Here is an 18780-nt window from a genome sequence, read left to right as displayed (position 1 = left end):
CGAATGAGCCTTGGCAGGCTTCGTGCTTTTGTGGCTTGGATACACCGCAGAGATTGCTTTGGGGGAGCAGCCATGAACTACGCCAGAATGGTGATCGAGAAAGAGGCGCCGGAGGAATACGGCTACGATCGCATTCGGTTCAATCTCTCCGAAAGCTCGATCGCCGATCAGAAACTCTCCGACATTGGCCTGTCGCTGCCGGATCTCACGCTGTTCTACGGCGAGCATCGCGGCGACAAGGAGTTGCGGGCGCTGATCGCGGCGCAGGACAAAGGCATTTCGCTTGACGATGTTCTGGTGACCGCCGGTGCGGCGGGCGCGCTCTTCATCATTTCGACCTCGCTTCTGTCGGAGCGCGACCATCTTGTCGTCGTCCGGCCGAACTACGCCACCAACATCGAGACCCCCAAGGCGATCGGCTGCGCCATCTCCTATGTCGATCTCGATTTCGACGCAGGCTTTGCCATCGATTTCGGCCGCGTCGCCGCCAGCATGCAACCGAACACCAAGCTGATCAGCGTCACCTGCCCGCACAACCCGACCGGCACGATGATGGGCCGGGCCGATCTCGACGCGCTGATTGCGCTGGCCGAAGCGAGCGGCTGCCATCTGCTGGTCGACGAGACCTATCGCGACCTCTCCTATGGACAGCGCCTGCCGGCGGCGGCTTCTCTCAGCCCCAAGGCGATCAGTGTCTCGTCGCTGTCGAAAGCCTTCGGCATTCCCGGCATCCGCATTGGCTGGCTGATCACCAGCGATGCTGAACTGCAGGAGCGCTTCCTCGCCGCCAAGGAGCAGATCGGCATTTGCGGCAGCGTGATCGACGAAGGAATTGCGCGCGGCATGCTGGAGCGCCGCGACGCTTTCTTGGCCGCGCTGCTGCCCGAGATGGCGAAACGCCGCGACATCGTGCAAGCCTGGATCGACCGCGAGCCGCTGGTCGACTGGGTGCGGCCACAAGGCGGCGTCGTCGGATTTCCAAGGCTCAATGTCAGTCCAGACTTCGACCTCGACCGTTTCTACGTCAATCTCTTGGAAAACCACGGCGCCTATGTCGGTCCCGGCCACTGGTTCGATATGCCCAAGCGCTTCTTCCGCGTCGGTTTCGGCTGGCCGAAAGAGGCGGAATTACAGGGCGGCCTCGACGCCATCACCGCCGCGCTGAGGCAGTAACGTCCGCGTGCAATCGGGCGAGCGGCTGGAAAACCGCTTGATCCAGGCCCGATTTTCACGCATACGCGCCCCGAACTTTGATAAGTTTCATTGGCCGGAACAGCGCCCATTTCCGGGAAGTGCCCCGCCGGCCAATGCAAGCAACGGGGCCTGTATCCATGACGTCCCATTCCCATACACCGCCTGACCGGCGTTACGCCGCCTTCCGCCATCGCTCCTTCCTGAGCTATTGGGCGGCGCGTTTCCTGACCACCTTCGCCACCATGATCGTGTCCGTCGCCGTCGGCTGGCAGATCTATGATCTGACGCGCGATCCCTTCGATCTCGGCATTGTCGGCATCGTCCAGTTCCTGCCGTCGCTGCTGCTGGTGCTGGTCACCGGCGTTGTCGCCGACCGTTTCGGCCGCCGCCTGATCATGGCGCTGGCGACGGTAGTCGAGGCAGGTTGTGCGCTTGTCCTGTTGTACTTCACGCTGCGCGGTCTCGTCAGCCCGCTGCCGATCTTCATCGTGCTGGCTATGTTCGGCCTGGCGCGCGCTTTTTATGGGCCGGCCTCGTCGTCGCTGTTCGCCAACCTTGTTCCGCCGGAAGATTTCGGCAATGCGATCGCCTGGAACTCGTCCGCCTGGCAAACGGCGACCATTGTCGGCCCGGTCGCCGGCGGCCTGCTCTATGGCGTCTCGGCCGAAGCCGCTTACGCCGTTGCCTCCGTGCTGATGCTGGTGGCCGGTCTGCTGATCTTCACCATTCCGAAACCGGCCCAGCAGAGCGCCACCGACAAGCCGACGATGGAGACGCTGTTTGCCGGCTTCCGATACATCTGGAGCGAGAAGATCGTCCTGGGCGCCATCTCGCTCGACCTCTTCGCCGTGCTTCTGTCCGGTGCCTCGGCGCTGCTGCCGGTCTATGCCCGCGATATTCTGGAACTCGGCCCGTGGGGACTCGGCCTGCTGCGCTCGGCGCCCGGCATCGGCGCCATCTGTGTCGCGGTCTGGCTTGCCGGGCATCCGCTGCGCGACAATGCCGGCAAGATCATGCTCGGCTTCGTCGCTGGGTTCGGCGCCTTCACCGTGCTGTTCGGCGTCTCGACCATCACCTGGCTGTCGATCCTGGCCCTTGCCGGCCTCGGCGCAACCGACATGTTCAGCGTCTATATCAGGGAGACGCTGATCCAGCTGTGGACACCCGACGAGGTGCGCGGCCGCGTCAACGCCGTCAACCAGGTCTTCGTCGGCGCCTCCAACGAAGTCGGCGAGTTCCGCGCCGGCACCATGGCGGCGCTGATCGGCACCGTGCCGGCGGTGGTGATCGGCGGCGTCGGTGCGATTGCCGTCGCCGGACTGTGGGCGGTGCTGTTTCCGCAACTGCGAAGGGTGCGGCATCTCAACAGCCGCAACTGATCGAGTAAGCCGCTGGATCCGGTCCAAATCAGCGTGCGCCGATGACGGCTGAGATGGGCCGGAAGCGGACGGGCCGGTTCTGGGCGAACTAGCCAGATGGCGGGGCAGCCACAGGGTGGACATTTCAACCCATATGGAAAATGATCATGTTGCCATGCACAATACTGCAGTGCTCTGGTCTCGACGAGAAACCTTAAATATAGAAGAGAACCACCCGACCTCCGGGTCCAGCGAGCGGGGACGCAAATGGACACTTCAGGGAATCGGCAATCGCATCGCGACGCAAGCGGGCGACCCAGCCGATCGGCCGGCTGGCTGGCCCGCGCAGCCGTCCCAGTGGCATTCCTGCTCGGCATGGCTTTCAGCAGCAATGCGTTTGCGCAGGACCAGCAACTGCCGGTGGTGACGGCGGCCAAGCCGGTGGTACGTGAAATCGTCGAAGACGACGAGTTCGTCGGGCGCTTCGAAGCCGTCGACGAGGTCGCCATCCGTTCGCGCGTCAGCGGCTATCTGGACAAGATCAGCTTCCAGGACGGCGCACTGGTCAACAAGGGCGACCTGCTCTTCACCATCGACCAGCGTCCGTACCAGGCGGCCTACGATGCCGCCAAGTCGCAAGTGGACGTCGCCAAGTCCCTGCTCGAATTCTCCAAGATGCAGCTGGATCGCGCCGATGAGCTCGCCAAGACCGGCAATATCTCGGCCGCGACGGTCGACGACCGCCGGCGGGAATACCTTTCGGCGCAGGCGCAGATGCAAGGCGCGACGGCTGCGCTGACGACGGCCAACCTGAACCTGGAGTTCACCGAGATCAAGGCGCCCTTGTCCGGCCGCATCGACCGCCGGCTGGTGTCGGTCGGCAACCTCGTGCAGCCGGATTCCACCTTGCTGACGACTATCGTCACGCGCGATCCGATCGACTTCTATTTCGACGTCGATGAGCGCCTGTATTTCAGCTACGCCCGCGACGCGAAGGAGCGCGGCGGCAGCATGCAGGAAGGCGCCGGCGGGCTCGAGGTGGTGGTTCGCGTCGCCGACCGCGCGGAGGCGGTATTCAAGGGCAAGCTCGATTTTGCCGAGAACCGGATCGACAACGCGACCGGCACCATGCGGGTGCGTGCAAGGTTTGCCAACGCCGACGGCGTTCTCCAGCCAGGCATGTTCGGGCGCATCAACGTGCCGGGGTCGCTGCCGCATAGCGGCGTCCTGGTGCCCGACGAGGCGGTCGGCGCCGATCAGGATCGCCGCATCGTGTACCTGGTGGATGAGGCCGGGATGGTGTCGGCGAAGCCCGTGCGCACCGGCCCGCTTCTCGACGGCTACCGGGTGATCCGCGCGGGCCTGACCGGCGACGAGACGATCATCGTCAACGGGCTGATGCACGCCAGGCCCGGCACCAAGGTGAAAGTCGAGATGGTGACGTTGCCGCCCAAGGTCGAGACCGCCGGGTTGCAGCAATGAGGTTCGCCCATTTCTTCGTCGACCGTCCGATCTTCGCATCGGTCGTTTCGATCGTCCTCCTGATCCTCGGCGGGATTGCTTATACCCAGCTGCCGATCGCGCAATATCCCGAGATCGCGCCGCCGACCATCGTCGTTCGCGCCCAGTACCCGGGCGCCGACGCCGAGACGGTCGCAGCGACGGTGGCAACGCCGATCGAGCAGGAGATCAACGGCGTCGAGGGCATGCTTTACATGTCGTCCTATTCGTCCGGCGACGGGGCGATGGCGCTGACCATCACCTTCAAGCTAGGCACCGATCTCGACCAGGCGCAGGTGCTGGTACAGAACCGCGTGTCGGTCGCCGAGCCGCGCCTGCCCGAAGAAGTCCGCCGCCTCGGCATCACCACCATCAAGAGCTCGCCCGACCTGATGATGGTCGTGCACATGCTGTCGCCCGACAATACCTACGACCAGCTCTACGTCTCGAACTACGCCCGCTCGCGGGTGCGCGACATACTGCTCAGGTTGGACGGCGTCGGCGACCTCATCATCTTCGGCGAACGCGAATATTCGCTGCGCATCTGGCTCGATCCGGAAAAACTGTCCGCCCTGGGGATGACCTCGGGCGATGTGGTGCAGGCGCTGCGCGACCAGAACGTCCAGGTGTCGGGCGGCTCCATCGGCGCGCCGCCGACCAATACCGGCACGGCGTTCCAGTACACGGTCACCACGCAAGGCCGCTTCAACGACGCACGGGACTTCCGATACGTGATCGTCAAATCGGCCGAAGACGGCCGCCTGATCCAGCTGCAGGACGTGGCGCGCATCGAGCTCGGCGCCAAGGATTACGTCACCAACTCCTATCTCAACGGCAAACCGGCGGTGGCGCTCGCCATCTTCCAGCGGCCAGGCACCAATGCGCTCGCCGCAGCCGCGGAGATCCAGGACAAGATGAAGGAGCTTTCCCAGGACTTCCCGAAGGGATTGAGCTACGACATCGTCTACAATCCGACCGAGTTCGTCGCCGAGTCGATCCAGGAGGTCTACAAGACGATCCTCGAGGCGATGGTGCTGGTCATCATCGTCATCATCGTCTTCCTGCAATCGTGGCGCATGGCGATCGTGCCGATCGTGGCCATCCCGGTGTCGCTGATCGGCACGCTGGCGGTGCTTTACGCCGCCGGCTTCTCCCTCAACATGCTGACGCTGTTCGGCCTCGTTCTGGCCATCGGCATCGTCGTCGACGATGCGATCGTCGTGGTCGAGAACGTCGAGCGAAATATCGCCAGGGGGTTGGCGCCCAATCCGGCGTCGCATCTGACCATGGACGAAGTCGGAACGGCGGTCATCGCGATCTCGCTGGTGCTGATAGCGGTGTTCGTGCCGACAGCCTTCATTCCCGGCATTTCCGGGCAGTTCTACCTGCAGTTTGCGATCACCATCGCGGTGTCGACGGCGATCTCGGCATTCAATTCGCTGACGCTCTCGCCGGCCTTGGCCGCGCTGCTGTTCAAGCCGCACCACACTGCTGCGGCGCCGCCGCGCTTTTTCCTGGCGCGGTTCGGACGGGCGCTCGCCGACGGCTTCAATGGCGGCTTCGACAAGGTCGCCCATTGGTATTCGAGCATCGTGCGCGTGCTGGTCGGCTCGCGGATAGCGATGGCCGCCACGCTGGCCGTTTTCGCGGCCCTCATCTACGCCACGGTCTATATGGTTCAGACGGTGCCGCGCGGTTTCATTCCGTCGCTCGACCAGGGGTATGCGATCGTCGTCGTCCAGTTGCCGGACGGCGCCTCGCTATCGCGGACCGATGCCGTCATCCAGCAGGCGTCGCAGATCATCCAGAAAACGCCGGGCGTCGACTACGCGGTCGCCTTCGCCGGCTTCTCCGGTGCCACCTTTACCAATGCCAGCAACGCGGGCGTGATCTTCGCCAGGTTCAAGCCGTTTGACGAGCGACTGGAAGCCGGCCAGTCCGCGACCCAGGTCATCGGCAATTTGTTCGGCAGCCTGCAAAGCATCAAGGAAGCCTTCATTATCGCACTGCCGCCGCCGCCGATCCGCGGCGTCGGCAATGCCGGCGGCTTCAAGCTGCAGATCCAGGAGCGCAACAGCGCCGACATGCGGCAGATCCTGGCGCTTGCCTATGAAATTGCCGGCAAGGCCAACAAGACGGCGGGGCTGACCGGCGTGTTCACCACCTTCTCCGCGTCCAGCCCGCAATTCTTCCTGGCGATCGATCGCGACAAGGCGCGCATCCTGAACGTGCCGATCCCCAACATCTTCGAGACGCTGTCGATCAATCTGGGCACCGCCTACGTCAACGACTTCAACGCTTTCGGGCGCGTCTACCAGGTGCGCGCGCAGGCCGACCAGGCGTTCCGCCTCGATCGCGCCGACATCTTGAAACTGAAGGTGCGCTCGGCGACCGGCGCGCTGGTTCCGCTGGGCACGTTGATCGAGATCCGCGACGTCACCGGCCCGGCGCTGGTCCAGCGCTACAACATGTACGTCTCCGTGCCGCTGCAGGGCAACGCCGCGCCCGGTGTTTCCACCGGCGATGCGCTTGCCAAGATGGAAGCGATCACGGCACAGACGTTGCCGGCCGGTACCTCCTACGAATGGACCGAACTCGCCTATCAGGAGCGCAACACCGGCAATGCCGCTGTCTATATCTTCGGACTGTCGGTGCTGTTCGTGTTCCTGGCGCTGGCGGCGCAATATGAAAGCTGGGTGCTGCCGTTCGCCATCGTGCTGGTGGTGCCGCTCGGCGTGCTCGCGGCGTTGCTCGGCGTGTCGTTCCGAGGGCTGGACAACAACATCCTCGTGCAAATCGGCCTCATCGTGCTGATCGGACTTGCCGCCAAGAACGCGATCCTCATCGTCGAATTCGCGCGGCAGGCGCAGGAACGCGGCCTGTCGGCCGCCGAGGCTGCCGTCGAAGCCTGCCGGCTCAGGCTGCGGCCGATCCTGATGACCGCCTTCTCGTTCATCCTCGGCGTCGTGCCGCTGATGATCGCGACAGGCCCGGGCGCGGAAATGCGCCAGTCGCTCGGCACCGCGGTGTTCTCCGGCATGCTCGGCGTCACCTTCGTCGGCCTGTTCCTGACGCCGGTGTTCTACGTCACGCTAAGGTCGCTGTTTTCACGGCGCAAGCCGCATGCCGAGGCCGAGCCTTCGGCACCGGCAGAGGTGCCGTCGGAGACGGCCGCCGAGTAGTGTTACACGGGCAGTTCGTGGCGCTGCCGACTATTTCGTTTTGGTGTTGAATTCACGGTTTGCGGCATAGTCGATAGTGAAGGTGCCCGCAGGAGCGCGAACGCCCTGCTTCACGTTGGATATGGTGACTGTCGAGGTAAGGCCCCTCTCGTCAGTCAGGGTCCATCTGTTAGATCGAGCGATTCCCTGTCAAACACCATAGTGATATTCGAATTGCCGAAGGCCGACTTGTCGGCCAGCCTGATGATCACCTGGGCGCCATCGTCCTTGATACTTTTGAGGCGATTGCCGGAAAAGTTGACCTGATTGTCGAGGAGCAGCTTGAGCGGCGTCTTCGAGAGAGCATAAAGCCGCGATGTCTTGAGCTTCTTGTTATAGACCACCAAGGATTTTCCATCTGCAATTACGCTGACCCCTGATTGGCCTGCATAGTTGAACCGGATCTTGCCCGGCCGCTGGAGGAAAAATTTCCCTTTGGTCCTTTCCGCTCTTGGGCCCGACTGGACAAAGTCCCCGGACATGGACTTTACCGATGAGAAGTGATCGGCAATCGTCTTCGCTTCTACAGGTGCGGCCAAGGCCGCGGTCGAAAGTTCGGCGTTTATCGCGACAGCGCTGACAACGGCGAACCAGAAAGCCCGCAGTCTTTTGCTGTTATATGCCATTCAGTTATCCTACCCCGAAAAGACGCGTGATCGAAAGAGATCACGCGTCTTTGAGATCAGTAGCCGTCCGGGCACTGAGCAACGTAAACTCGACCGTTCCGACCGCGATATCTGCACTGGCCGGCTTCGCTGGCGTGCCCGATGACCGCCCCGGCCAGCGCTCCGACCGCCCCGCCAACAACCGCCCCTTTTACCGGGTCGCCGGCCACTGCTGCGCCTACAGCTGCGCCACCCAAACCACCGACGGCAGCGCCTTGTTCGGTGCGGGAGCATGCCGCGAGCGGAATGAGTAGGCTCAAAATGAGCAGCGTCTTCTTCATTGGTTCTCTCCTGGGGCCGTTATTAGCCGAAGCTTAAATGCGCCACGGAGTTTTTCGATCCATCGGAGTGTTTGGGGCGCAATCCAAATCTGCGGGAACGGGCTAAGGTCCCGGATCCATGGTACACGCCTCCCAGAGGTAAGTCGTCTTTGGGCAAGCTCGGCCGTTCAGAGTAGTTGGATTTTGCTCTATCCCTCAGTAGGCTTGCCGAAGATCAGGCTCAAAAATTCGCTCAGCCAGCGCTTGAGGTGCATATCCCAGATCAGCCGGCCGCCGAGATGGTCGCGGCCGGGCTGCGCGCCGGGCAATTCGAAACGGTGCGCGCCGCGCACCACCCAGCGCTGCATCATCAACCGGGTCAGTTCGCCATGGAACTGGATGCCCCAGGCATTGTCGCCATAGCGAAAAGCCTGGTTGGGGTAGGTTTCCGCCGTCGCCAGCAGCGTCGCATCCCTGGGCAGCGAAAAGCCTTCGCGGTGAAACTGGTAGACCATGTCGGGCCAAGGCAGCAGCTTCTTGCCGGCTTCGGTCGGCTTCAGCGGATACCAGCCGATCTCGACCAGCCCCTCGCCATGCCCCTCGACCTTGCCGCCGAGATGATTGGCCAGCATCTGCGCGCCAAGGCAGATGCCGAGGAAGGGCCGGTTCTCCTTTAGCGGAACATTGAGCCAGTTGGTCTCGCGGCGGACGAACTCATCTTCGTCATTGGCGCTCATCGGCCCGCCGAACACCACGGCGCCGGCGTGTCCCTCCAGCGTCTCCGGCAGGCTGTCGCCGAGAGGCGGCCGGCGGATGTCGAGGTCGAAACCTTCCTCGAGCAGCATGTGGCCAACCCGGCCGGGGCTCGAAGTCTCCTGATGCAGCACGATCAGGACTTTTGGTTTCGAGCTCGGTCTGGGCGGCATGGAAAGGCGGAATCCTATTCGTCGCTCGACGTTCCGCTGGCGTCGGGCGCGGCGGCCGCCGCCTTGCGGCGCGCCTCGACGCGATCCTGGCGCTCGACGCCGATCAGTTCGGCAACGCGCCAGACGGTGTTGTCCTCCAGTTCATGCAGTTCGCCGTCGGCATAGACGATTTCCCACATCAGGCCGATGAAAGCCTTGCGCGCCTCGGCGTCGAGATGGCGCTTCAAGACGCTGGTGAAGGCATAGAGGTCGATCGCCTCATTGTCGGCGCGCTCGCCGGCGGCAGCCAGTGCATCGAGCTCGTCGCCGCTGATCGAATAGCTCTGCGCCAGCACCTGCTTGAACCGCTCCCACTCGACATCCTGGCGCACGCCGTCGGCATTCATCACATGATAGAGCAAAGCCGACGCCGCAACGCGCGGATCGTCCGCATTGGCGCGAGCCCCAGCCCCGGAGGGCAGGTCTTTCAGAAAGGCCAGGACGCGTTCGAACATGGTGCTCACTTCACATTATTGGAGCATGATCTTTTCCAAAAACCGGTATCCACTTTTTGGGATCATGCTTCAGGGATCAAAACAGGCGGAAGCGGCGCGGTGACTTCTCCGCTTCGTCATCGGGGTCGACGCCGGGGTCGTCGGGCAGCCGCGCCAGTTCCTCGGCAGGTTCGACGGGTTCGGCGTCGTTTGGTATTGCGGCGAAAGCGGCGGCGGTGACCGGCGTGACCTGGTCATCGCCCACAGCGGGCTTCGGCTCGATCGGCGCCTCGCTGCTCGTCCTGGCGATGGCCGGATGATCGATCACTTCGGCTTCCTTTGCCGGTTTGGCAGGTGCCGCAAGCACCGGCACATCGGCTTCGTCTTCATGGCTGTCGATGAGCTGGCCCAGCCGCTCCATCGGCGCGCGCCAGGCGAAAGCATCGAGCTTGCCGCTGACCGGCGATACCGGCGCCCAGCGTTCGGAGACGACGCCGTCGGCGACCCAGGCCGGATCGCGCGGCGCCCTGACCGCCTTGGACAGCAATTGCCTGATCTTGCCCTGGTCGCCGGTCTCTGCCTCCTCGATATCGGCCAGCAGCAGGTAAGCGCCTTCCCGGCGATCCATGCGGATCGCGGCTTCCGCCTCGCGGCGGGCGGTGGAAAAATCCTGCGCATCGAGCGCGGCGCGCGCCACCGTCATCGACGATTCGGCATTGTTGCGCTTCAGCTCCTGCAGCTTCTTCGCCCGGTTGAGACGATCGACCACGGCATCTCCCGGCCTTGCATGGGTGTAGAGCTCGGCGATCTCGGGATGCGGCTCCGCCTTCCAGGCTGCCTCAAGGATCTTCGAGCCTTTGCGCACATCGTTCTGTTTGAACAGAAGATTGGCGGCTGCAACCGCGGCCGGCGCGAAATCGGGCGCGAGCTTGTTTGCCTCGAGTGCCGCTGCCTTGGCTGCATTGGGGTCGCTGTCGGTCAGCGCCTGCGCCTTGGCGGTCAACAGCACAGCGCGGCGGCGATTGGCGGCGTCGCGTTCGATCTGCCTGGTCGACTTCTGCGCCTCCACCAGCTTCAGCGCGCCGTCCCAGTCGCCGCGCCCGGTCAGATCTTCCAGCGTCGATTCGGCGGCCCAAGCCAGTTGCGGTGCGACGGAAGCGGCGCGGCCGGCATAGTGACGCGCCGCGTTGCGGTCGCCGAGCCGTTCGGCTTCGAGATAGAGCCCGCGCAGGCCAAGCAGCCGCATTTCGGGGTCGTCGAGCATGGCCTCGAATTTTTCGCGCGCGCCCTCATGGTCGCCTTCGAGCAGCGAGGCTTGCGCTTCGAGCAGCTGGATCAGCGGCTCCTGGTCGGAGCGGATCAGTTTGGCGGCTTCCTTGGACTTCTTGCGGGCCAGCGCGCCGTCGCCGGCGCCGGCTGCGATCATGCCGGTCGACAGCGCCTGATAGCCACGGTCGCGGCGGCGCACGCGGAAATAGCGCGAGATCGTGTACGGGCTGTTCCACAGCGACTTGATCAGCCACCAGACGATCATCACCGCTGCGACGACGGCAACGATCGCCACCGCCGCCACCATCAGGCTGACCTGGTATTGGTAACCGTTGAAGGTGACGACCATCTCGCCGGGACGATCGGCCAGCCAGGCAAAGCCGAGGCCGAGCGCGAAGACGGCGGCGAGAAAGATGAGAATGCGGATCATCGTGTCGTCCTCATGCCTTCATCGCACCTGCAATCAGCGCGTCGACCTGCGTCTCGACGTCGATGCGCGCCTTCAGTTTGCCGGCAAAGTCGGCGCCAGCAGCCTTGACCGCATCCGGCAGCGTCGCGTATTCGCTGAGCGCCTTGGCGTAGTCGCCCTGATTGACCGCCACTTCGATGCGCGCCACGGTTTCCGGCGCGCCGGCGCCTTCGACGCCGCCGATCGGCCGGACCTTGACCAGCGATTCGGCGCTCGACAAAAGGTTCTGGAAGAAGCCGGCATTTTCATCGACCGGCGTCGCCGCCGCGACCATCGCATTGGCCGCGGCGTCGGCCTCGCCGGCGATCTCGGTGCGGGTCGGGACGCCCTTTTCAGCGTAGGGGCGCAGCGCTGCAATCTGCGGTGCATCGGGCGAGATCGCCGCGAAGGTCTCCAACTCGGCGGCGAACGGCGCGCCGCGGTCAAGCGCCGCCTTCAAGGCCGAAGCGGCGATGGCCATCGCGATCTTTGGCTGCGAGGCCTGCGCATCGACCTTGCCGGCGAGCTGCGTCACCGACTGCTCCAGCGCGGCGATCTTGCCTTCCTGCGTCTTGGCTGCCTCACCGGCCGATTTCACCAGTGCGTCGAGGCCCGCCAGTCTTTCATTGAGCGGCGCGAGATCGACGGGCGCTGCACCACCGGCCTGGCCAAGGGCGGCGACCGCGGTCTCGATCTGCTTGACCTTGTCGCCAAGCGAGGCAAGCCCGGCATTGTCGCCGGCGCCGCCCCTTTCGACCGCCGATTTCAGCGATGCGACATCGGCCTTGACCTGATCCAGCGCCGAAGACAGCCCGTCGACCTTGGCCGTTGCGGCGCCATTGCCGCTGGCTTCCCTGAGGTCGGCGATTTCGCGCTTCAGCGAAGCGATCTCGCCATTGACGCCGTCGAGCGAGACCGTGCCCGCCCCTGAGCCCGGAGCGCCAAGCACGCCGGCAAACTGCAGCCCCCCGGCGGCAGCCAGCGCGATGACACCGCCGATGATGCCGGCGGCAATGCCGTTCGTGCGCTTCGGTTGCGCGGCCATGGGCTGGTTCCCGGCTGTCCTTGGGGTTTCCTTGGGTGCACCCGTCTTGGGCGAGGCATCCTCGAAACTGTAGTCGGAGGTTCTGGCGCGCGGTGGCGCATCCGAAGCGGTGGGGTAAGGCTGCTCCGCCTGGGTGGACGCCTTCGCATCGGCGCTTTCGGGAGCGGCCTGCGCCGCGGCATCGGAGTGCTCCCACGGCTCGAGATCGGCCTGATCGGCATGAACGGGCTCGTCAGGCGTCTCCGGCTGCGCATTGGCCATGGCAGCGGCATCCTCAGCCGCAACCGACCCTGCCGGGGCCTCGACGTCGTCCGAGTTGGCGACATCCGTCTTGGCGGCATCCGCATCGGCAATGCGCGAGACAGCGCCGGGTTCGAGTTCGATGGTCACCGGCTCGTGGCGGCTTTTCGAATGTCGCATCTTCGGCGTCTTGACCATGCCTGGGCTCCGCAATCCTGCTTCGTCTGGGCGCCCGACGGCGCGTGATGGTTTGAAAAATGGTCTAGCACATCATCATCAGGTGAAAAGGGGCGGCGTGATGACACGGGCTCAGTCGCCGCGGTGCAACAGCTCAAGCAGCGCCTCCTCCTGCGGTTCCCGCGCCATGCGTATTTTTTTGCCGGCGGCATTGTCAAACGCCGCTGCCACGCGCTCGGAGAGCGCAAAAGCCTGCATGTTTTCAAAGAGATCGCGCAGTTCCGCCCGGCTGGCCAAGGCCTGCAACGCTGCCGCCGCCTTGGCTGAATAGAGCAGCACCGCGTCGACCGCCTGATCGGACAGGCGTGTACGGATTTCAGCATCGGAATAATCGAGCGAAATCGTGTCGTAGGTTTCGACGGTGCGGACCTCGACGCCGGCCTTTCGCAGCCGCGCCTCGAATGCCGGAAACCGCACGCGCCCTGTGAGATAGACGACCGCCTTGCCGGAAAGGCCGGCAGCAATCGCCTCGGCCAGCCGCTCGGCGTCGCCCGCCCCTTCGCTGACCGACAAGAACCCTGCCGAACGTGCCGCTTCAGCCGTCCTGCGTCCGACGGCATGGCAAGGCAAGGCGGCGAGCGCACGAATGAGTTCTTTCGGCGCATGCCGCACGGCATTGGCGCTAGTCACAGCGACGGCCACGGCATCGTCGCTCGCAGCATCGGCGCCAACCGGCAGTGTCACCGTTTCGGTCAGCGGCAGAAGGAGCGGCTCAAATCCCAATTCCTGCAGCCGCCGCATGGTTCGCGACGCCCCGGGTTGCGGCCGCGTCACCAGGACACGCATATCAGACCCAGCCGTCGAAGAAGGTTTCGCCCGCTTTGACCCGCACCATCCTGGCCGCGTCCGTGCCGATGTCAGCGGCATCCAGCGCCAAGCCTTCGGCCTTGACCTCATGCGATTGCGTGCCATCGGGCGAAATGATCAGCCCGGCGAAAACCAGCCTGCCGCCCGATATCGTCGCATAGCCGGCGATCGGCGTGCGGCAGGAGCCATCGAGCGCCGCCAAGAAGGCGCGCTCACAGGCCAGCGCCTGGCCTGTCGGCACATCATGGATGGCCACCAGCATCTTTTCGACCTCGCTGTCGCCGATGCGGGTTTCGATGCCGATTGCGCCTTGTCCCGGCGCCGGCGGAAAAGCATCGAGCGGCATCAGATCGGTGACGACATGGCCGAGCCCGAGCCGCTTCAGCCCGGCATAAGCGAGGATCGTGCCTTCGGCGACGCCTTCCTCCAGCTTGCGCAGCCTGGTCTGCACATTGCCGCGGAACATGACCACGTCTAGGTCCGGCCGCATGCGCCGGATCAGCGCCTGGCGCCTGAGCGAAGACGACCCGACCTTGGCGCCTTGCGGCAAATCAACAATGCGCTCCACCGCCTTGCCGATGAAGGCGTCCCGCGCATCCTCGCGCGGCAGGAAGGCGGACAGCTCCAGCCCGTCCGGCAGCACTGTCGGCATATCCTTGGAGGAATGCACGGCGATATCGATCGTGCCGGCCAGCAGCGCCTCTTCGATTTCCTTGGTGAACAGGCCCTTGCCGCCGGCTTCCGACAGCGGCCGGTCCTGGATGCGGTCGCCGCTGGTCGAAATGACGACGACCTCGAAGGCTTCCGCCGGCATGCCGTGCGCTTCCATCAGCCGCGCCTGCGTTTCATGCGCCTGGGCGAGCGCCAGCGGGCTGCCGCGTGTTCCGATTTTCAAAGTTTGCATGGCGCGCGGTCCGTGATAACCCCCGGCTGGCTTTGCGTTGCCGGCGCTCTCCCTAGCGAGGCCCGCCTCTACTAACTAGGAAAGTCCGGCGACACAATCTCTGGAGACAGCGACGAATTGATCCGCGTTCTGGGCATTGAGACGAGTTGCGACGAGACCGCCGCCAGCGTGGTGACGCTGGACGGCGATTCCGTGCCGGTGATTGCGTCCAACATCGTGCTCAGCCAGATCGAGGAGCACGCCGCCTTCGGCGGCGTCGTGCCGGAGATCGCCGCGCGCGCCCATGTCGAGGCGCTGGACGGCATTGTCGAGGCCGCTCTTGCGGATTCGGGCGTAGCCCTGGCCGACATCGACGCCATTGCCGCCACTGCGGGCCCCGGCCTGGTCGGCGGGCTGATCGTCGGCCTGATGACGGCCAAGGCGATTGCAGCGGCCGCCGGCAAGCCGCTGATCGCCATCAACCATCTCGAAGGCCACGCACTGACCGCAAGGCTGACCGACGGGCTCGACTTTCCCTATTTGCTGCTGCTGGTTTCCGGCGGCCACACCCAGATCGTCGCCGTGCGCGGCGTCGGCGACTACCAGCGCTGGGCGACGACCATCGACGACGCGCTCGGCGAAGCTTTCGACAAGACGGCCAAAATGCTCGGCCTGCCCTATCCCGGCGGCCCGAACGTCGAAAAGGCGGCAATGTCGGGCGATGCGACGCGCTTTGCCTTTCCGCGGCCGATGAGGGGCTCGGCGCAGCCCGATTTCTCCTTCTCCGGCCTCAAGACCGCCGTGCGCCAGGCGGCGACCGCCATCCAGCCGCTAAGCGAGCAGGATGTCGCCGACATCTGCGCCTCGTTCCAGGCGGCGGTAGCCGACGCACTTGGCGACCGCGTGGCCCGCGCGCTGGCCCGCTTCCGCGACGAATTTCCGGACAAGGCCGAGCCGGCGCTGGTCGTTGCCGGTGGCGTCGCCGCCAACAGAGCGATCAAGGCGACGCTGCAGAAGCAGTGCGCCGAGGCCGGCTTCGCCTTTGTCGCGCCGCCGCTCAAACTGTGCACCGACAACGCGGCGATGATCGCCTGGGCCGGCATCGAGCGGTTGCGGGCAGGCCTGTCTCAAGAGAACGGCTTCGATTTCGTGCCGCGTTCGCGCTGGCCGCTGGACAGCATTTCGGCCCCGATGGTCGGCTCCGGCCGGCGCGGAGCAAAAGCATGAGCGCCGGCAACACAAGCGGCAGGGACAGAACCGGCTGGCGCGTCGCCGTGCTCGGCGGCGGCGCCTGGGGCACGGCGCTAGCGCTGGCGATGCTGCGCGCCGGTCACGATGTCCGGCTCTACGCCCGCGACGAAGAGACTGTTTCCGCGATCCGCCGCGGCGAGAACCCGCGTTATCTCCCCGGCATCGCCATTGAAACAGGCATTGCGGCGACGAGCGATATCGGCACGGCCCTGACCGATGCCGATTGCGCGCTGGCCGTGGCGCCGGCGCAGGCGCTGCGCGCCATGCTGACGACGGCAAAGCCCCATATGCCGAAAGGCATCCCGCTGGTTCTCTGCGCCAAAGGCATTGAGCGCGACACCGGCGCGCTGCTGTCGGCGATCGTTGATGAGATTCTGCCCGAAACTCCGGTTTCGGCCCTGTCCGGTCCCAGCTTTGCCGCCGACGTCGCCAGGGGTCTGCCGACCGCTGTCGTGGTTGCTGCACGCGACGACGCCTTGGCGGCCGAGCTTGCCGCGCGCTTTTCGGCGCAGAATCTGCGCTGCTATTCCAGCGACGATTTGATCGGCGTCGAGATCGGCGGTGCTTTGAAGAATGTGTTCGCCATTGCCGCTGGCGCCGTCACCGGCGCTGGGCTCGGCGCCAGCGCGCATGCCGCCATGGTGACGCGCGGCTTCGTCGAACTGCGCCGCATCGGCGCATCCTTCGGCGCCAAGCCGGAGACGCTGATGGGGCTTTCCGGCCTCGGCGACCTTTTGCTGACCTGCTCTTCCGCCCAGTCGCGCAATTTCGCCTATGGGCTGGCGGTGGGGCAAGGTAAGCCCTTGTCCGGACTGCCGCTCGCCGAAGGCGTGCCGACGGCGGCGATCGCCGCTCGCATCGCCACCGAGCGCGACATCGACGCGCCGATCATCGCAGCGGTGTCGGCGATACTGGACGGCACGATCACCATTCGGCAGGCTGTGTCCGCGCTGATGACGCGACCCCTGAAAACCGAAACCGACCTCTGATCCCCTACAAACCGGAGTTTAACATGCTGTTTGCGTTGATTTGCAAGGACAAGCCGGGCAGCCTGCAGGTGCGGGTCGATACGCGGCCGGTGCACGTCGCCTTTCTCGAAGGCCTGAACGCCGACAACAAACTGGCCTTTGCCGGCCCGTTCCTCGACGCCGAAGGCAAGCCCAACGGCAGCCTCGTCGTCGTCGAAGCGCCCGATCTCGCCGGTGCGCAGGCGCTGTCGGCTGCCGACCCCTATGCCAAGGCCGGGCTGTTCGAAAGTGTCGAAATCCGCCAGTGGAACTGGACCTTCAACAAGCCGGCGGCTAGTTAGTTCCGGCGGCGCCTAGAGCGATCCCAGGAAAAGTGTGTAACGGTTTTCCGTCCGGAATTGCGCAAAAAATAGTAGTTGGAGCAAAGACATGAACTACTGGCTGTTCAAATCCGAACCTTCGGTCTTCTCCTTCGAGGCGCTGAAGGCCAAGGGCAAGGCCGGCACGCAGTGGGACGGCGTGCGCAACTATGCAGCGCGCAACAACATGAAGGCGATGCAGATCGGCGATCTCGGCTTCTTCTATCACTCCAATGAAGGGCTGAACGTCGTCGGCATTGCCGAAGTCTGCGGGCTTGCCCATCCCGACAGCACCACCGACGATCCGCGCTGGGAATGCGTCGACATCCGCGCCTTCAAGGACGTTCCGAACCCGCCGACGCTGGAGCAGGTCAAGGCAAATCCGAAGCTTGCCGAGATGGCGCTGGTGCGGCTTGGACGGCTTTCCGTACAGCCGGTGACGCCGGCCGAATGGAAGGAAGTCTGCCGCATGGGCGGCCTGACGCCGGCTCCGTGACGGTCCTCACGCCGAACAGCGCGAAAAAGTTCATTCTCGACAACACGGCGCTTATGTCGCCGCCGCATGTGCCGGAGATTGTCCTCAATCTTGCCGACGAAGCGCATGACCTCTGGCAGCGCACGGAGAACGAGCTGATTGAAATCGGCCTGCCGCCGCCGTTCTGGGCCTTTGCCTGGGCCGGCGGTCAGGGCCTTGCCCGTTACGTGCTGGACAATCCGTCGGATGTGCGGGGCAAACGCGTGCTCGACTTCGCCTCCGGCTCCGGCCTTGTCGCCATCGCCGCCGCCAAGGCGGGTGCGGCGCACGTGATCGCCGCCGACATCGACCCGTTCTGCGAAACGGCGATCCGCCTCAACGCAGAGGCCAATGGCGTTGCCATCGACTTTTGCGGCACGGACTGCATCGGCACCGACGCCGGCTGGGACGTGGTGCTGGCCGGCGACGTCTTCTACGACAAATCCTTCGCCGACACGCTGATGCCGTGGTTTTCGACACTGAAGGCGCGCGGCGCTGACATCCTCGTCGGCGATCCGGGCCGCTCCTACATGCCGAAGGCGGGACTGGAGCCGCTCGCCGTCTACGAAGTGGCGGTGACGCGGGCGCTGGAGGACGCCCTGGTCAAGCGCACCACGGTGTGGCGCTTCGCTTGACGGCATTGCCGAACAGGCGTTCCATCGCGCATTGATTTGAAGAATACGCATGTCGTTATCCCAGAACCGTCAGGCTTTGGGCGGCATGCTTGAGGGGAGGGCTTTATGGATTTTTCAGTGGTGAACTGGCTGGCGGTGGTTGTCGCGGCCGTCGCGGCGTGGCTGTTTGGCGCGGTCTGGTACACGGTCCTCAGCAAGCCTTGGATGAGGGCGGCCAGGATCGATCCGTCAACGTCAAAGAAATCAATATTGCCCTTCATCATCTCCTTCATCGCCGAGCTGATCATGGCGCTGGTCTTGGCCTTGGTCGTCGGCGCGATGACGGGCGGCGAGCCGGTCCTTGTCGCAGGGCTGGTCTTCGGCTTCGTCCTCTGGCTGGGTTTCGTCGCCACGACGCTGACGGCCAACCATCGCTATGAGAATTTCGGCTGGGACCTGACCCTGATCGACGGCGGCCACTGGCTCGGCGTGCTGTTGATCATCGGCGCGGTGATCGGCTGGTTCGGGACGCCGGTCGCCGGCTGAGG

17 protein-coding genes and 1 pseudogene are annotated in these 18780 nt (G+C 64.6%); 10 read left to right on the top strand and 8 right to left on the bottom strand.

Annotated elements, in window-relative coordinates; genetic code table 11:
• Positions 1-72: 72 nt before the first annotated feature.
• The 4 genes from NLY42_RS08800 (at position 73) to NLY42_RS08785 (ending at position 7234) form a co-directional block, all read left to right on the top strand.
• Positions 73-1173, top strand: a complete 1101-nt coding sequence (locus tag NLY42_RS08800) for an aminotransferase class I/II-fold pyridoxal phosphate-dependent enzyme (RefSeq protein WP_023755618.1) — start codon at positions 73-75, stop codon at positions 1171-1173.
• Between the two features lie 158 nt (positions 1174-1331).
• On the top strand, positions 1332-2573 hold the full coding sequence (locus NLY42_RS08795) for an MFS transporter (RefSeq protein ID WP_023730214.1): 1242 nt from the start codon (positions 1332-1334) through the stop codon (positions 2571-2573).
• A 354-nt stretch (positions 2574-2927) separates the two neighbouring features.
• Positions 2928-4034: an efflux RND transporter periplasmic adaptor subunit gene (locus NLY42_RS08790; RefSeq protein ID WP_023687741.1), complete on the top strand. Its 1107-nt coding sequence runs from the start codon at positions 2928-2930 to the stop codon at positions 4032-4034.
• Positions 4031-7234: an efflux RND transporter permease subunit gene (locus NLY42_RS08785; protein WP_023752682.1), complete on the top strand. Its 3204-nt coding sequence runs from the start codon at positions 4031-4033 to the stop codon at positions 7232-7234. Before NLY42_RS08790 ends, NLY42_RS08785 begins: the two co-directional genes overlap by 4 nt.
• 30 nt (positions 7235-7264) lie before the next feature.
• Here NLY42_RS08785 and NLY42_RS08780 read toward each other — a convergent pair.
• From NLY42_RS08780 to hemC, 8 genes and pseudogenes are all read right to left on the bottom strand, one after another.
• Positions 7265-7899 (bottom strand): annotated as a pseudogene (locus NLY42_RS08780) (LolA family protein).
• Positions 7900-7955: 56 nt separating this feature from the next.
• Complete coding sequence (locus tag NLY42_RS08775) at positions 7956-8219, bottom strand: YMGG-like glycine zipper-containing protein (RefSeq protein WP_023670477.1); 264 nt, start codon at positions 8217-8219, stop codon at positions 7956-7958.
• A gap of 188 nt (positions 8220-8407) precedes the next feature.
• The gene (locus NLY42_RS08770) at positions 8408-9124 is read right to left on the bottom strand and encodes a glutamine amidotransferase (protein WP_023752685.1); all 717 of its coding nucleotides are present in this window, start codon (positions 9122-9124) and stop codon (positions 8408-8410) included.
• Between the two features lie 14 nt (positions 9125-9138).
• Positions 9139-9618 carry a tellurite resistance TerB family protein gene (locus NLY42_RS08765; RefSeq protein WP_023687738.1) on the bottom strand — a complete coding sequence of 160 codons (480 nt, stop codon included), beginning with the start codon at positions 9616-9618 and terminating at the stop codon, positions 9139-9141.
• Between the two features lie 76 nt (positions 9619-9694).
• Positions 9695-11296, bottom strand: a complete 1602-nt coding sequence (locus NLY42_RS08760) for a heme biosynthesis protein HemY (RefSeq protein ID WP_023726070.1) — start codon at positions 11294-11296, stop codon at positions 9695-9697.
• A gap of 10 nt (positions 11297-11306) precedes the next feature.
• On the bottom strand, positions 11307-12797 hold the full coding sequence (locus NLY42_RS08755; RefSeq protein WP_023755621.1) for a COG4223 family protein: 1491 nt from the start codon (positions 12795-12797) through the stop codon (positions 11307-11309).
• Positions 12798-12908: 111 nt separating this feature from the next.
• Positions 12909-13577, bottom strand: a complete 669-nt coding sequence (locus NLY42_RS08750) for a uroporphyrinogen-III synthase (protein WP_245263588.1) — start codon at positions 13575-13577, stop codon at positions 12909-12911.
• A 46-nt stretch (positions 13578-13623) separates the two neighbouring features.
• Positions 13624-14547, bottom strand: coding sequence for a hydroxymethylbilane synthase (hemC, locus tag NLY42_RS08745; RefSeq protein ID WP_023756506.1), 924 nt, complete (start codon positions 14545-14547; stop codon positions 13624-13626).
• Between the two features lie 120 nt (positions 14548-14667).
• Between hemC and tsaD the strand changes: the two genes are divergently transcribed.
• The 6 genes from tsaD to NLY42_RS08715 all read left to right on the top strand — a co-directional run bounded on the left by tsaD (position 14668) and on the right by NLY42_RS08715 (position 18778).
• A complete protein-coding gene (tsaD, locus tag NLY42_RS08740) occupies positions 14668-15753 on the top strand; it encodes a tRNA (adenosine(37)-N6)-threonylcarbamoyltransferase complex transferase subunit TsaD (protein ID WP_196813717.1) in 1086 nt (361 codons plus the stop codon).
• On the top strand, positions 15750-16766 hold the full coding sequence (locus NLY42_RS08735; protein WP_023755624.1) for an NAD(P)H-dependent glycerol-3-phosphate dehydrogenase: 1017 nt from the start codon (positions 15750-15752) through the stop codon (positions 16764-16766). Before tsaD ends, NLY42_RS08735 begins: the two co-directional genes overlap by 4 nt.
• Positions 16767-16789: 23 nt before the next feature.
• Entirely contained in the window at positions 16790-17086 is a 297-nt protein-coding gene (locus NLY42_RS08730; RefSeq protein WP_023670486.1) for a YciI-like protein, read from the top strand.
• An 88-nt stretch (positions 17087-17174) separates the two neighbouring features.
• Entirely contained in the window at positions 17175-17600 is a 426-nt protein-coding gene (locus NLY42_RS08725; protein WP_023683904.1) for an EVE domain-containing protein, read from the top strand.
• Positions 17555-18253, top strand: a complete 699-nt coding sequence (locus tag NLY42_RS08720) for a class I SAM-dependent methyltransferase (protein WP_023702382.1) — start codon at positions 17555-17557, stop codon at positions 18251-18253. The genes NLY42_RS08725 and NLY42_RS08720 overlap by 46 nt, the downstream gene beginning before the upstream one ends.
• A 105-nt stretch (positions 18254-18358) precedes the next feature.
• Positions 18359-18778, top strand: coding sequence for a DUF1761 domain-containing protein (locus NLY42_RS08715; RefSeq protein WP_023694478.1), 420 nt, complete (start codon positions 18359-18361; stop codon positions 18776-18778).
• Positions 18779-18780 lie beyond the last annotated feature (2 nt).

The organism is Mesorhizobium sp. C372A, assembly GCF_030323245.1.
Taxonomy (GTDB): Bacteria; Pseudomonadota; Alphaproteobacteria; order Rhizobiales; family Rhizobiaceae; genus Mesorhizobium.
Note: the sequence above shows the minus strand (reverse complement) of the source record. Positions and strands in the feature narration are given on the sequence as shown.